Source organism: Haloechinothrix sp. LS1_15, assembly GCF_033042135.1.
Lineage (GTDB): Bacteria > Actinomycetota > Actinomycetes > Mycobacteriales > Pseudonocardiaceae > Haloechinothrix.
On record NZ_WBXM01000003.1, the window covers coordinates 270,681 to 285,012 of the forward strand.

The following is a 14,332-nucleotide window of genomic DNA, read 5'->3' on the forward strand; positions in this document are numbered from 1 at the left end:
GGCCGACGTGTTCCTGCACGTGGGCTGGGCCCTACGCGCCCCGCAGGACGGGATCTGTATCGATCCCGCGCTCGTCGCCCGGCTCGCCCAGCTAGGGGCTTACATCCTGTTGGACACCTACACCGACTCCGGCGAGGGCTGATCAGGTTTCACGGCGCCATACCCGTCAGCCCTTCGCCGGAGGGGCGCGGCCGGACCATGCGAAGAGGAGAATCCACCGCTACCAGGTGCCGAGCAATTCAGCTAGCCGCGCCGGGCCAGCGAAGTCACAGTCGAGCATGGACTCACTGCGCAAGCTGTGCCGCCGCGCCACCGGCAGCGCCATCACGACCGTATCGCCGCCATGAGCGTAGGGTGCTACCCAGGTCAGCCTTGCTGGGTCGCGCCGCTGCCCTGCTGGTACATCACCGGGTAGGCGACCTTGATGCCTTCCCGGTCGAAGACCTGCTTGAGGTGCGCCCGTACCGCACGGCCGAGTGCCCACTGCGCGCCTGGCTTGGTCTTGATGATGATCCGCATCGTCACGGCGCCGTTGCCGATGCCCACCACGCCGCTGACGTCGGGCTGGTCCAGGACCTGCGATTGGATCTCGGGGTCGGTCGTGAGCTCCTGCAGGCCGTCTTCGATGACGCGTTTGGCGTGCGCGATGTCCACCGAGTAGTCGAGGGGGAGCTCCACGACCGCGTTGGCCCAGTCCTGGTTCATGTTGCAGACGCGCAGGATCTCGCCGTTGCGCACATGCCACAGGCCGCCGTCGAGGTCGCGGATCTTGGTGATACGCAAGGTCATCGCCTCGACCGTTCCCACGGCGTCACCCGCGTCGATGACGTCGCCCACACCGAACTGGTCTTCGAGCATCATGAACAGCCCGGCCAAGAAGTCCTGGACAAGGCTCTGGGCGCCGAAACCGATGGCAAGGCCCAGCACACCAGCGCTGGCCAGGATCGGTCCGATGCTGATCCCGAATTCGGCGAGGATCATCACGAACGCCACACCGAAGATGACGACCGTGGCGACGCTGCCCAGCACCCCGCCGACGGTGTGCACGTGTGCCGCTCGGCGTTCCTCGCGGTGGGCAGCGTCCTGGGAGGTCTCTTGCGCCGCCCGGCTCGCGCGTGTCTTGGTCTGGTTGAGCCGCTGGTGCGAGCTGATGATGCGGTTGACCAGCCGGGTGATCAGGCGATGTGCCACGAACCGCAGCACGACCGCCAGCACGATGATGATGGCGACATTGATCAGTCCTGTGACGAACGGACCGATCTGCGCCGCGAACCAGTCGGATACGGCCTCCGCCTGCGCCACCGGCATCACCGGATCACCGGATGCGAGTGTCTGTCCTCTGGGTAACAAGCCAACCTTCCCTCGATCTGGATTCCAGCTACAACGAAGCAGGCGGACACGGTACTTCACCCGTCTCGTTCGCTGAACGGCGACACGGGCGGGTGGCACACTCACGATGCGGCCGAGACCGGATCGAACCACCGCCGGAAAGCAGTGTGGTCGATTTGCCCGGCTAGGGAGACCGTCGTACCAGGGCAGGCCGCCTGATCGGCCGCTCGGGGTGCTTGCGTAGGGTGGGTACCGCACGGGCCGGTAGCTCAGTCGGTTAGAGCAGTGGACTCATAATCCATTGGCCGCGGGTTCAAGTCCCGCCCGGCCCACTAGATCAACATCTAGAATGAGCTGTGGAAACGATCCATACGGATGATCTTTCCTTGCCCCGGTTCATGAGCAACGTGGGGCACATCTGGGGCAGTGTTTCGTCCGTGACCACCGGTAACAGGATTCGTCGAGGTCGGCGCGACCCCGGCCGGTAGTCCTCGGTGCCTGCCGCTAGCCTCGCCGCGATGCATACCGGGGATCGGTTGGACCGTATCGAAAGCGAGCTGGCGATGGCCGATCCCGACCAGCCGCGGCCTCCCCGCCTTCGATCGGCATACCGGCGCAGCAGGGGACGGGTGTGATCGCCGCGCGCAGGCTCCCCGAATCGTCGGTGGTCGCCACTACAGTGCGCCTGCAGTACACCCGGGACGTCGTGGGGAGGTTCCAGCCGTGCAGCCCTCGGAGATCCGTGCGTCGGTGCGCGCGTTCGCGCTCGACATGCCGGGTGCGTACGAGGAGTTCCCGTGGGGCGAGTCGGCGATCAAGGTGGACAAGAAGGCCTTCGTCTTCCTCGGTGCCGACGACGCGCGGCCTGCGTGCCACGTCAAGCTCACCGATCCGGACGTGCACGCGCACGCCCTCTCGCTTCCCGGAGCCCAGCGCATGGGATACGGGCTCGGCCAGTACGGCTGGGTGTACCTGCCCTTCGACGCGACTCACACGTCCGTTGGCCTGGCCTGCGAGTGGGTGGAGGAGAGCTACCGGACGATCGCCCCGCGCTCGCTCGTGCGCGAGTGGGAGCGGCACGATGACGCCGCGTCAGCGGGCGGTCGAGACACGTTCGACAACGGGTACGGCAAGGGGAGGGGTAGATAATGACGATCCTGGTCACTGGAGCGACCGGCAACATCGGGCGGCGTGTGGTCGACCGCCTGGTGGCCGCCGGGGCCACGGATGTGCGCGCACTGACCACGAATCCGGCGAAGGCGGCGCTGCCGGACGAGGTGGAGGTGGTGCGCGGGTACGTCGGCAAGCCCGAGACGGTGCCGCCCGCGTTGGAGGGGGTGGAGCGGATGTACCTCGCCCCTGTGGTGGAAACCGTGCACGAGGTGATGGAGCTGGCGGTCACCGCTGGGGTGCAGCATGTCGTCGACCTCGCAGGTGGTGGCTGGTGGCAGCCCATCGAGGACGCCGTCGAGGACTCGGGTTTGGCGTGGACCCACCTGCAGCCGGGGGAGTTCACCGACAACGTGCTGATTTGGGCCGAGCAGATCCGCACCACCGGCACGGTCCGCGATGCTTACCCGGACGCGGCGAACGCGCCGATCGCCATGGACGACATCGCGGACGTGGCGGCCAGGGTGCTGCTGGAGGACGGCCACGCCGGGCAGGCCTACGAGCTGACCGGTCCGGAGACACTCAGCCGTGCGGGCAAGGTCCGCGCCATAGGCGCCGGGCTCGGCAGGGAAATCCCGTACATCGAGGTCAGCCGTGAGGAGGCCATCGAGCAGCTCACGCCGGTGATGGGGGACTACGCCGCCTGGTACGTCGACCTGCAGGCCGATATCGCGGCGGAGCCGCCGCAGCAGCCCACTCCGACCGTGGAGCGCCTCGTCGGCAGGCCGGCCGCCAGCGTCGAGGAGTGGGCGGCCCGGCATCGCGCCGAGTTCACCTAGCGGGTACGGCGTCGGCGAGCGGCCCGGCTCTCGACCTAGCCATGAGTCGCGCATCCCGCAGCACACCCGCGTCGTTGGATACATCACAGGTGGGGAACCGGCCACCCAACAGCAACGACTCGCCGACATGCGGAGTGTGGTTCACCGTGCGACGAAACGCCTCACGAGGGCTCGCGCTGACCGGCGCCCTCGCCCTCCCGATTGCGCTGCTGGCGACCCCAGCAGCGGGCGAACCCGTGCTCGACGACGCCCCCGGCCTCTCGGTACCTGGTATCACCTCGGACAACGTCGAGCTCGTCGGAACCGTGCCGGACGAGGCGATGGTGTCCACCGCCATCTCCCGCGACTCCGAGGTGCTGTATGCCAACACGCTGACCGGCATCACCACCTACGACATTTCCGAACCGGAGCGGCCGAGCATCCTCGGCCACCTGCCCATGGCGTTCTTCCAGAACGAGAACGTCAACCTTGGCGAGCGCGACGACGGCACCAAGTTCATCCTCATCGGCTTCGACCAGTTCGGTGTGACGCCTACGTTCACGCCGGGGGAGGTGGGCGTGCGCGACGAGATCGCGGTCGTCGACGTCAGCGACCCCGCCAACCCGTTCATCACAGCACGGGTGGAAACCAGTACCCGCACCCATACGGTCAGCTGCATCGACCCGGAGTGCAGCTACGCCTACACCTCGGGCGACACCGACCCTGAAGGGGAACCCGCCTTCTCGATCATCAACCTGGCCAACCACACACAGCCGTTCGAGGAGGCCGTGCACCCCAGCTCGGTGGGGCCGTTGGGGCACGACTGGCACATCGACGACGCGGGCATCGCCTGGCACAGCGGGCTCGAAGGCACGGTCGCCTACGACATCTCCGACCCGCTCGACCCGCAGGTGCTCAACTCCACCGACGAGGCCGGCCTGGAGGGCGGCGAGTTCAACAGGTTCATCCACCACAACGTGGTGCGCCCGCACGCGGAGGATTTCGGCACACAACCAGGCCGCTCGGGCGACGCGCCGGGCCAGGGCGGACCGACTCACCCGATCGGGCCGGAGGAGCCGAACCTGCGTGACGGCAACGTGCTGCTGGTGACCGAAGAGGTGCTCTGGGACGACCCGATCAGCTGTGACGAGCAGGGCGATTTCCAGACCTGGCAGATCGACGAGCTCGCGGGCACCGGTGAGGGAGCGATCGAACCGGGCACCGGCACGATCCGCCCGCTCGACCGGTACGAGCCGGAGTTCCAGGGCACCGGGGAGCAGGCACCGGCAGGGGTGTTCTGCTCGGCGCACTACTTCACCTACCACCAGGACGGCTTCGTCGCACAAGGCTTCTACCAGCAGGGGTTCCGGCTGCTGGACGTGCGCGATCCCGCCGACATCACGCAGGTCGGCTTCTATGTGACCGGTGAGCAGGAGGTGTGGGGTGCCCAGTGGGTGCCGGAACGCGACGCCGACGGGCACGTCACGGGTGAGATGTCCGAGCTGGTCTACGTCAAGGACGCCACCCGAGGTCTCGACGTGCTCCGCGTGGAGCTACCCGACACGCCACCGGCCGACACCGAGGCGCTTCCCGAGCCCGAGGCGCTGCTCTCGCCGCTGCTCGTCTCCCCGGCCCTGGACCAGAAGAAGCGCGGTGGCGGCGACCACGACCACGGCGGTCTCGGCGACGGTGTGGACGGGGCCGACGGCGAGGACCACGGGCACTGAGTACCGGCCCCGTAGTCCGTCCCCGGTAGCGCCTACTTGCCTACTTCACCGCGTCGACGAAGGCACGGAAGGCCTTGCCCGGCAACACCAGGACCGGCCGTGCCTCGTCGGCGACGGCGGCCTGCTTGGTGTCGCGGATACCGATCAGGTCCGCGGCACGGCCGACCTCCACGCACGCGTTCTCCTCGTGGTGGGTGTAACTGGAGGTGAACCATCCTGTCATCGTTGTATGCCACGTCATGATGCCTCCCGGAGTGTGATGACGCTCAGTATGCACGTGATCACACGCTGGGTATATTACCCGGTGGTGTGGCATCATCCGCCGTCGTGGCCGGTTCAGGTCAGCCGCTCGCCGGTGCTCGTCGAGAAGGCGTGCACCTCGCTGGGGCGGGGGCGAAGGTGCACCGTGTCCCCCTTGGCGGGGGCAGTGCGCGGGTCCACGCGGGCGATGACGTCGACCTCGCCGGGCGCGGCTTCGTGCCCGGGGAAGGTGGTGTAACAGTAGGCGTCCGAGCCGAGTTCCTCGACGAGCGTCACGGTGGCCGTGGCCCCTTCGCCCGTGCCGACCAGCTCCAGCGACTCCGGGCGCATTCCCACGGTCACCGTGCCGTCGGCGGCAGCGGCCTGCCGCACGTCGCGGGCTAGCGGGACGGTCATGCCACCGATGTCGGCTCCCGAGTCGGTGAGCCGTCCGGTGCGCAGGTTCATCGCGGGTGAGCCGATGAAGCCCGCGACGAACACGTTGGCGGGGCGGTCGTAGAGCTCGCGCGGGGTGCCGCACTGCTGCAGCACCCCCTCGTCGAGCAACGCGACACGATCCCCCATCGTCATGGCCTCCACCTGGTCGTGGGTGACGTACACCGTGGTGGTGCCCAGCCTGCGCTGCAACGCGGCGATCTGCGTCCTCGTGGAGACCCGCAGCTTGGCGTCGAGATTGGACAGCGGCTCGTCCATGCAGAACACCTGGGGCTGCCGCACGATGGCCCTACCCATGGCCACCCGCTGCCGCTGACCGCCGGAGAGCGCCTTGGGCTTGCGGTCCAGGTAGTTCTCGAGGTCGAGGAGCTTGGCGGCCTCTTGCACGCGCTCGGCGATCTCGCTCTTCGGGCGTCCGGCGATCTTGAGCGCGAAGCCCATGTTGTCCGCGACGTTCATGTGCGGGTACAGCGCGTAATTCTGGAACACCATCGCGATGTCGCGATGCTTGGGCGGCAGGCCGGTGACGTCCTTGCCACCGATGGCAACCCCGCCGGAGTCGATCTCCTCCAACCCGGCGAGCATGCGCAAGCTGGTCGACTTGCCGCAGCCGGACGGCCCGATCAGCACCAGGAACTCGCCGTCAGTGATCTCCAGTTCGAGGGAGTCCACAGCAGGTCGCTGCGTCCCCTGGTACCACCGAGTCGCGTTGTCGTAGTGCACCGTGGCCATGAATTCCTCCTTACTTGACGCTTCCCGCCGTGAGCCCGCTGACCAGGAAGCGCTCGATGAACGCGAACAGGATCACCACAGGGACGATGGCGATCAGCGACGCGGCGAACAGGAACTGCCATTGCACCTCATACTGGCCGATGAAGGCCGTGATTCCCACCGTCAGCGGCTGGGTATCCGGGGTACTGGTCAGCGTGAGCGCGATGACGAACTCGTTCCACGCCGTGATGAACGTGAAGATCACCGCGGTGACCACCCCGGGCACCGCGAGCGGCAGGGTCACCGTCAGCAGCGCCCTGGCCTTGCCGCAGCCGTCCAGCCAGGCGGCTTCTTCAAGCTCGACCGGTATGGACGTGAAGTAGGCGTGCAGGATCCAGGTGGAAAACGCCAGGTTGAACGCGGCGTTGACCAAGATGAGCGAGGCGTGTGTGTCGATGAGGCCCAGCGCCAGCATCTCCCGGTGAATACCGATCACCAGCGCGGTCGGCGCGAACATCTGGGTGACCAGCACCAGGAGCAGGAACCCGCGCCTGCCCCAGAACCGCCGCCGCGCGGTGTAGTAGGCAGCAGGCAGTGCCACCGAGACCGCGAGCACTGTGGACAGACCCGCGATGATGATGGTGTTGCGCAAGTACTCCCAGAGCGGGGCGACCCGCCACACCTCGATGAAGTTGCCGAACTCCCAGGACTCGGGCAGGTAGGTCGTCGGGGAGGCGAACAGCTCGTCGTGCGGCTTCAGCGCGGTCAGCAGCATCTGCACGTACGGCGCGAGCACGAGTAGCGCCACCAACCAGGCACCGCAGGCCAGCAGCGCGGTCAGCAGCGTCTTGCGCAGCGCGGGGGTGGTAAGCACTAGCTCACCTCCTTCCACCGCACGGCGCGGAGGTAGAACAGCACCATCACGATGACCATCAGGAAGTTGATCACGGCCATCGCGGCCGACTGGCCGACGCTCTGGTCGACGAAGGCGAGCTTGTACATGAACGTGGTGGTCGTGTCTGTGGCGTTGCCTGGCCCACCCCTGGTCATCGCCCAGATGATGGGGAAGGAGTTGAATACGTTGATCACATTGATCACGGTCGCGACCAGCAGCGCCGGTTTGAGCAGCGGGAAGATCACCGAGCGGTAGGTCCGCCACGCCGACGCGCCGTCCATCCGCGCCGCCTCGTACACCTCGCCGGGCACGGTCTGGAGTCCGGCGAGGATCACGTAGGTGGTGAAGGGGAGCGAGACGAAGACTGCCACCCACATCATCCACACGAACGCGACGGCCGGCTCCCCGAGCCAGTCCCTCGGCTGGTCGATCACGCCGAGGTCGGTCAGTATCCGGTTGGTGATGCCGTGGAAGTAGCTGAGCATCCACCGCCAGACGATCGCGGTCATCACCAACGACGCCGCCCACGGCACGATGAGCGCCCAGCGGACCAGTCGCCTTCCGGGGAACCGCGCGTTGAGTAGCTGCGCGAGACCCAGCGAGATCAGCACGGTGATGCTCACGACACCGGCCACCCACAGCACGGTGCGCAGCACCACGGACAGCAGCGCTGGATGGTCGGCGAGCGCGGTGAAGTTGTCGAATCCCGCCCAGCCTCGGGTGACGCCTGCCCGGCTGATGTCCTGCCAGGAAGCCAGCACCATCTCCACGACCGGCCACAGCACGACGCCGCCGATCAGCACCAGCGCGGGTCCGATCCACAGCAGCGGTTCGAGCCGGGCCAACCGCGGCGTCCCGCGACGCCCGGCCCGCTCGGGGGCGGGCGCCGCGGGAGGTGTGCGTACCTGAGTGCCGGTACTACTCACCGGCGGCCCGCTGCTGGATCCGGTCGAGGACGGCCCGCGGATCCTCGTCTTGGACCGCGGTGCCGATCTCCTGCTTGACCATGCCGTCCACCGCGGACCACGCCGGGTCGGTCGTGGGGTAGAAGCGGGCGTCCGGCAACGCCTCGATGAACGGGGCGAGCTCCTCGTCGGCGGCCATCACCTCGCTCGCCGATTCAGTCGCGGGCAGGAACCGTTCGGTCTCGAGGAACTCGGTGTAGCGCTCGGTGGTGTAGACGTAGTCGATGAACGCCCGCACCGTCTCCTCGTTGCCGGGGTTGTCGAAGGCCATCAAGTAGTCCTGCACGCCGAGCGTGGACGACGGGTGGTTCTCGTTGCTCGGGATCGGCGCGATCTCGTAGTTCAGGTCGGGGTTCTGCTCGTCGATGATGCCGGGCAGGAACACCGCACCGTTGAGCATGCCGACCTCACCTTGCGCGAACGCGTTGAACATGTCCGCCCGGTCGGTGGTGGCGGGATTGGGCTGGGTGAGCCCGTCCTCGACCATGCCCGCGAGGAACTCCAGCGTCTCGACGTTCTCCTCGCTGTCGATGGTCCAGTTGCCGTCCTCGTCGACCCAGTGACCGCCGTTGCCGTTGATCCACATCTGGAACTCGGCCTGCGCTTCCTCCGCCCCGAGTGGTAGTCCGTAGCCGACGGCACCGACTTCGGAGATCGCCTCGGCCGCCGAGGCGATCTCGTCCCAGGTTTCCGGTGGCCCGATCAGCCCGGCCTCGTCGAACAGGTCGGTGTTGTAGAAGAACAGCCGCGAGCTGGCGATGAACGGCAGCGCGTACTGGGTGCCCTCGAACTCGCTGTTGGCCGCGAACCCGGGAAGGAAATCGTCGAGAACCTCCTCGGAAGCGATCTCGGACGCCGGGTGCAGCAGCTCGTCCTCGGCGAAGTCGGCGAACTTGTTGAGGTTGAGCACGTCCGGCTGCTGCTGGTTCTGTATCAGCGTGGTGACGTGCTGGTCGATGTCGTCCCAGTTGATGACCTGGAGCTCCACGCTCATGTCGGGATGCTCGTCCTCGAAGGACGCGATGAGCTCCTGCCAGTAAGGTTCGGTGTCGGTGCTGTACTCCGCTGCGATGAACGTGATGGCACCGTCGTTGCCGTCGTTGCCCGCGCAGGCGGATACGGCCAGCGCGGTACCCAGCGCGACGGCCAGTGTGCGGCGCGTTCCGGGAGTGCTGCGCGTGGACTGCTTCATGTGGCTCGCCACCTCTCTCCCCGACGTGCGGAGGGCTGCTTGATTCTGAGCAGTCTCACGTATTTTCAATCACAAATCAACAGCTAGCGCGCAACAATGAGTACCAGCCTGGATCAGGTCCCGCGGTCACGCCAGGATCACGCGCACCCCTGACTGCGTGAACCGCTCCGTGGTGCCCGCTGCGGCCCCGCTGTCGGTGATCAGCACGTCGACCTCGTCGATCGGGCAGATCCGCGCGAAGGCCTGGCCTGCCAGCTTCGAGCTGTCGGCGACGACGATGACCTGACTGGCCCGCGAGGCCATCAGCCGGTTGATGCTCGCCTCGCCCTCGTGGTGCGCGCACGCTCCCCCGTGCACGTCGATGGCATCGACCCCGAGGAACATCGCGTCCAGCGCGATCTGCTCGGGGATCTCCCTGGCCAGCGGTCCGATCAGCTCGTAGGACTGCTGGCGGGCTACCCCGCCGGTGACCACCAGCTTGATGTGTGGCCGGATGGCCAGCTCGTGGGCGATGTTGAGCGCGTTGGTCACCAGCGTGACCGGTGGGGCGCTGGCCGCCTGCAGGTCGTGGCGGGTCGCGAGCACGCGGGCGACCTCGGTGGTCGTGGTGCCGCCGCTCGCGCCGATGATCGCGCCCGCGGTGACGAACTCGGCGGCCGCTTCGGCGATCCGGCGCTTCTCCGGGGCGTGCTTCGCGGTTTTGTAGCGCAACGGTAGGTCGTAGGCTGTGCTGTTGGGAACCGCACCGCCGTGGGTACGGCGCAGCAGCTGCTGCTCAGCGAGCGTGTCGAGATCGCGTCGGATAGTCGCTTGGGAGACGTCCAGCTCGTCGGCGGCCTGTTCGACCTGCAGCTGACCGTTCTCGGTGAGCAGCTCGAGCAGGGCGTTCAGGCGTGCGTACTTGCTCATCGTCCACCGCGTCCCGTCGCCGTCCGGCACGCGCTACCGGCCATGGGCTCCGGCACATCTACCGGCGGCGCGTTGCGTGAGTTTGCTTATTTCTGAAAATATCATGCACTATCACTCACATCAGCGCGAGCGACGGCGAGCGGGAGCGCGCGCCGGTGCGCACCGACGGGCAGCGACGGGAGCACAGCCGATGACGCATGTCGAATCAGTGACGGCGGGCGAGATCGCCGATCAACCCGAATGCTGGGAGCGCGCCGCGGCGGAGAGCTCGCGCTGGGAAGGCCTGCTTCCCCCCGGTGAGCGCCTCGCCGTGGTGGGCTGCGGGACGTCGCTGTTCATGGCGCAGTCCTTCGCGGCGTTGCGCGAGCGTGCCGGGCAGGGCGAAACCGATGCCTTCCCCGCGTCGGAGTACCCGGACAGGCGGTACGACCGCGTGCTTGCGCTGACGCGATCGGGCACTACGACGGAGGTGTGCGACGCGCTGGCCGCCGTTCGCGGCTCCGTGCCCACCGTGGCGATCACCGCCACCGGGCAGGCACCGGTATCACGGCTGGCCGACCGCACGGTGCTGCTCGACTTCGCCGACGAGCGGTCCGTGGTGCAGACCCGGTTCGCCACGAGCGCGCTGCTGTTGCTGCGCGCGCAGCTCGGCGAGCCGGTCGGCCCGCTGGTGGCCGCGGCGCGGCGGGCGCTGGTCGAGGAACTTCCCGACGGTGCGGTCGAGCGTGAGCAGTTCACCTTTCTCGGTCGTGGATGGACGGTCGGTATCGCCAATGAGGCCGCGCTGAAGCTTCGTGAAGCCGCCCGTGTCTGGACCGAGGCGTACCCGGCGATGGAGTACCGGCACGGGCCGATCAGCGTCACCGACGAGCGCAGCCTGGTCTGGGCGCTCGGCGAGTCTCCGGCCGGGTTACCGGGGGAGGTGCGGGCGGCGGGTGGCAGCTGGGTGTGCTCGGTCGAGGATCCGCTGGCCGAGCTGGTCCGGATCCAGCGGTTGGCCGTGCGGCTGGCGCACCACAGGGGAATCGATCCGGACCGGCCGCGGAACCTGCGCCGCTCGGTGATCCTGAGCGCGAACCCACCGGCGGACGGCGGCGCGTCGGGCGCGGGTGAGACGCGGTGAACGCGACCGGTGCGGCAGGCACGGACTGCGTGGTCGCGCTCGACCAGGGCGGCACCGCGATCAAAGCAGCGCTGGTTGGTGCCCAGGGCGAGGTGTTGCACGAGCGGCGCGTGCCCACGGCCAGCCGCGAGGGGCCCGAGGCCGTGTTGGAGCAGCTGGCGACCACGGTCGACGAGCTCGCGGCGTCCGCGACGGCACGTGGCCTGACACCGCGCGCCGCCGGGGTGGTCATCATCGGGATCGTCGACGAGCGGGCGGGCCGCGCCGTCGTCGCGTCGAACCTCGGGTGGCGCGACGTCGGCGTGCGCGACCACCTCGCCGCGCGGGTCTCGCTGCCGCTCGTGGTCGGGCACGACGTGCGCGCCGCCGCGCTGGCAGAGGCGCGACTCGGCGCCGGACGTGACGTCTCGGATGTGCTTTTCGTGGCCATCGGCACCGGCATCTCGGCGGGGCTGGTGCTCGACGGACAGCCCTACGCGGGCGGCGGTTACGCGGGCGAGATCGGACACGTCGTGGTCGAGCCGGGCGGGCGCCGGTGCGGCTGCGGCAACCGGGGCTGTCTCGAGACCGTCGCCTCGGCGAGCGCGCTGGCGCAGCGCTACGCCGAGCGTTCGGGTGAAGCGGTGGACACTGTGGAGATCGCGGCTCGGGTGGCCAGAGGCGAGCCGGTCGCCTCGGCAGTGTGGCACGAGGCCGTGGCCGCGCTGGCCACAGTGCTCGCCGCGACGGTCTCGCTACTGGCGCCCCAGCTCATCGTGCTGGGCGGAGGGTTGGCGTCGGCAGGGGAGGCACTGCTGGTCCCGCTGCGCGCGCGGCTGACCGAGCAGCTCACCTTCCACCGGCAACCCCGGCTGACGGCCTCGACCCTCGGTGAGCGGGCGGGGTGCCTCGGTGCCGCCCTGCTGGCCTGGGAGTACTGGCAGCGCAGGGGACACCGGCAGGGGCAGAAGCACAGTGGACATACGAGCCGACCGGACACGGCCACGCGCGACCGGGCAACGGGTGGGCGACCGTGATCGTGACCGTCACCGCGAACACCGCACTGGATGTCACCTACCGCGTCACCGAGCTCACCCTGCACACCAGCCACCGGGTACGGTCGGTCCACGCCAGGGCAGGCGGGAAGGGCATCAACGTAGCCAGGGTGCTGCACGCCCTTGACCACCGGGTGCTGGCGCTGGCGACGGTGGGCGGCGCCACCGGCGGCGCGGTGCGCCGGGACCTGGGCGCCGCGGGGTTCGCCACGGCGCTGACCACGGTCGGCGGCGAGACCCGGCGCACGGTCACGGTGGTCGACCGTGACGCCACCGTGTTCAACGAACCCGGACCGACCGTCACCGGCGCCGAGTGGGCGGCTCTCCTCCGCAGCTACCAGGACCATCTGGCCGCCGCCTCGGCGGTGGTGCTGTCCGGTTCGCTGCCGCCCGGCGCCCCCAGGGACGGCTACGCCGACCTGGCGGCGCGCGCCGCAGCGGCCGAGGTGCCCGCCGTGCTCGACGCGGGCGGTGCTGCGTTGTGGCATGGGTGCGCGGGCGGGCCTGCGATCGTCGCGCCCAACGCGGCGGAACTGGCCGAGGCCACGGGGTGCGCCGACCCGCTGACGGGTGCGCGCGTGCTGCTGCGTCGCGGCGCCCGGGCTGTGGTGATCACCAGGGGAGAGGCCGGAATCGCGGCGGTGACCGGCGACGGAATCTGGTCGGCGTGCCCGCCGGAGCGCGTCACCGGCAACCCGACGGGCGCGGGTGATGCGGTCACCGCGGCGCTCGCCGAGGCAGTGGTGGCCGGGCGCCCGTGGCCCGAGCGGGTGGCGCGCGCCGTGGCGCTGTCGGCGGCCGCGGTGGGCACGCCGTCGGCGGGCGAGATCGACACGGCGACCCTCGTGCGGCTCGAACCGCGAGTGCGCCCGGAACTCCTCCCGCGCGAGACCGCCACGCTGCCGCAGGCCCCGCCGGACATCCCCGGACATCCGCGCGGGACCGACGACCCAGGGAGTTCGCGATGTCACTGATACCGACAGGGGAGCTTGTCGCCGCTGCCGAGGCCGAGCAGCGGGGTGTGGGCTCGTTCAACGTCATCCACCTCGAACACGCCGAGGCGATCGCAGGTGGGGCCGAGTCCGCCGGGCTGCCCGTGATTATGCAGATCAGCCAGAACTGCGTGCGTTACCACGGGGCGCTCGCCCCCATCGGCGCCGCCACGCTGGCGGTGGCGCGTGCCGCGACCGTGCCGGTCGCGGTGCACCTGGACCACGCCACCGAACCCGAGCTGGCGTATGAGGCGGCGGAGCTCGGTTTCTGCTCGGTGATGTTCGATGCCTCCGCCGAGGACTACGACACCAACGTCGCAGCCACCGCCAAGATAGTGGCCTGGTGCCGCGAGCGGGGGTTGTGGACCGAGGCAGAGCTGGGCGAGGTGGGCGGCAAGGACGGCGTGCACGCACCCGGTGCGCGCACCGACCCGGCCGAGGCCGCCGCATACGTGGCCGCCACGGGCGTGGACGCGCTCGCGGTCGCGGTGGGCAGCAGTCACGCCATGCGCACAAGGGAAGCGGCGCTGGACATCGCGCGGATCGCCGCGATCCGCGCGGCGACACCGGTGCCGCTGGTGCTGCACGGCTCCTCCGGCGTGCCCGAGCAGGAGCTGCGTGCGGCGGTCACCCGAGGCATGACCAAGATCAATATCTCGACCCGGTTGAACGCTGTGTTCACCCGCGCGGTGCGGCAACACCTGGCGGATCACGACACCGTCGATCCCCGGCACTACATCGGCGCGGGACGCGACGCGCTGGCCACCGAGGTGGCGCGCCTGCTCGGGGTGCTCGCCGGAACCTCGCCACCTGCGACGGAATGACACACCA

15 protein-coding genes and 1 tRNA gene are annotated in these 14,332 nt (G+C 69.0%); 9 read left to right on the forward strand and 7 right to left on the reverse strand.

Annotated elements, in window-relative coordinates:
• The first annotated feature begins 7 nt into the window (after positions 1-7).
• Complete coding sequence (locus F8178_RS06475; protein WP_317493742.1) at positions 8-142, forward strand: hypothetical protein; 135 nt, start codon at positions 8-10, stop codon at positions 140-142.
• 224 nt (positions 143-366) lie between these two features.
• Here F8178_RS06475 and F8178_RS06480 read toward each other — a convergent pair whose 3' ends face one another.
• Positions 367-1,308: a mechanosensitive ion channel domain-containing protein gene (locus tag F8178_RS06480; protein ID WP_317493743.1), complete on the reverse strand. Its 942-nt coding sequence runs from the start codon at positions 1,306-1,308 to the stop codon at positions 367-369.
• A gap of 279 nt (positions 1,309-1,587) precedes the next feature.
• Here F8178_RS06480 and F8178_RS06485 point away from each other — a divergent pair.
• From F8178_RS06485 to F8178_RS06500, 4 genes are all read left to right on the forward strand, one after another.
• Positions 1,588-1,661 (forward strand) — tRNA-Ile (locus tag F8178_RS06485).
• 391 nt (positions 1,662-2,052) lie between these two features.
• Positions 2,053-2,478 (forward strand): MmcQ/YjbR family DNA-binding protein, encoded by a 426-nt coding sequence (locus tag F8178_RS06490; protein WP_317493744.1) that lies wholly within the window; start codon positions 2,053-2,055, stop codon positions 2,476-2,478.
• Positions 2,478-3,278: an NAD(P)H-binding protein gene (locus F8178_RS06495; protein ID WP_317493745.1), complete on the forward strand. Its 801-nt coding sequence runs from the start codon at positions 2,478-2,480 to the stop codon at positions 3,276-3,278. The genes F8178_RS06490 and F8178_RS06495 overlap by 1 nt, the downstream gene beginning before the upstream one ends.
• 146 nt (positions 3,279-3,424) lie before the next feature.
• The gene (locus tag F8178_RS06500; RefSeq protein ID WP_317493746.1) at positions 3,425-4,984 is read left to right on the forward strand and encodes a hypothetical protein; all 1,560 of its coding nucleotides are present in this window, start codon (positions 3,425-3,427) and stop codon (positions 4,982-4,984) included.
• A 40-nt stretch (positions 4,985-5,024) separates the two neighbouring features.
• On the opposite strand, the gene F8178_RS06505 is transcribed toward F8178_RS06500, so the two are convergent.
• From F8178_RS06505 to F8178_RS06530, 6 genes are all read right to left on the reverse strand, one after another.
• Positions 5,025-5,225 (reverse strand): DUF397 domain-containing protein, encoded by a 201-nt coding sequence (locus F8178_RS06505; RefSeq protein WP_317493747.1) that lies wholly within the window; start codon positions 5,223-5,225, stop codon positions 5,025-5,027.
• Between the two features lie 95 nt (positions 5,226-5,320).
• Positions 5,321-6,412, reverse strand: a complete 1,092-nt coding sequence (locus F8178_RS06510; RefSeq protein ID WP_317493748.1) for a sn-glycerol-3-phosphate ABC transporter ATP-binding protein UgpC — start codon at positions 6,410-6,412, stop codon at positions 5,321-5,323.
• A gap of 10 nt (positions 6,413-6,422) precedes the next feature.
• Entirely contained in the window at positions 6,423-7,265 is an 843-nt protein-coding gene (locus F8178_RS06515) for a carbohydrate ABC transporter permease (protein ID WP_317493749.1), read from the reverse strand.
• Positions 7,265-8,212 carry a sugar ABC transporter permease gene (locus tag F8178_RS06520; protein WP_317493750.1) on the reverse strand — a complete coding sequence of 316 codons (948 nt, stop codon included), beginning with the start codon at positions 8,210-8,212 and terminating at the stop codon, positions 7,265-7,267. The genes F8178_RS06515 and F8178_RS06520 overlap by 1 nt, the downstream gene beginning before the upstream one ends.
• On the reverse strand, positions 8,205-9,443 hold the full coding sequence (locus F8178_RS06525; protein WP_317493751.1) for an extracellular solute-binding protein: 1,239 nt from the start codon (positions 9,441-9,443) through the stop codon (positions 8,205-8,207). Before F8178_RS06525 ends, F8178_RS06520 begins: the two co-directional genes overlap by 8 nt.
• 126 nt (positions 9,444-9,569) lie before the next feature.
• Positions 9,570-10,352 (reverse strand): DeoR/GlpR family DNA-binding transcription regulator, encoded by a 783-nt coding sequence (locus F8178_RS06530; protein WP_317493752.1) that lies wholly within the window; start codon positions 10,350-10,352, stop codon positions 9,570-9,572.
• Positions 10,353-10,542: 190 nt separating this feature from the next.
• On the opposite strand from F8178_RS06530, the gene F8178_RS06535 reads away from it, so the two are divergent.
• Genes F8178_RS06535 through F8178_RS06550 form a run of 4 tightly spaced genes read left to right on the forward strand, consistent with a single transcriptional unit; the run spans position 10,543 to position 14,325 of the window.
• A complete protein-coding gene (locus F8178_RS06535) occupies positions 10,543-11,475 on the forward strand; it encodes an SIS domain-containing protein (RefSeq protein WP_317493753.1) in 933 nt (310 codons plus the stop codon).
• Complete coding sequence (locus tag F8178_RS06540) at positions 11,472-12,491, forward strand: ROK family protein (protein ID WP_317493754.1); 1,020 nt, start codon at positions 11,472-11,474, stop codon at positions 12,489-12,491. Before F8178_RS06535 ends, F8178_RS06540 begins: the two co-directional genes overlap by 4 nt.
• Positions 12,488-13,483, forward strand: a complete 996-nt coding sequence (locus F8178_RS06545; protein ID WP_317493755.1) for a hexose kinase — start codon at positions 12,488-12,490, stop codon at positions 13,481-13,483. Before F8178_RS06540 ends, F8178_RS06545 begins: the two co-directional genes overlap by 4 nt.
• Positions 13,474-14,325 (forward strand): class II fructose-bisphosphate aldolase, encoded by an 852-nt coding sequence (locus F8178_RS06550; protein ID WP_317493756.1) that lies wholly within the window; start codon positions 13,474-13,476, stop codon positions 14,323-14,325. Before F8178_RS06545 ends, F8178_RS06550 begins: the two co-directional genes overlap by 10 nt.
• The last annotated feature ends 7 nt before the right edge of the window (positions 14,326-14,332 follow it).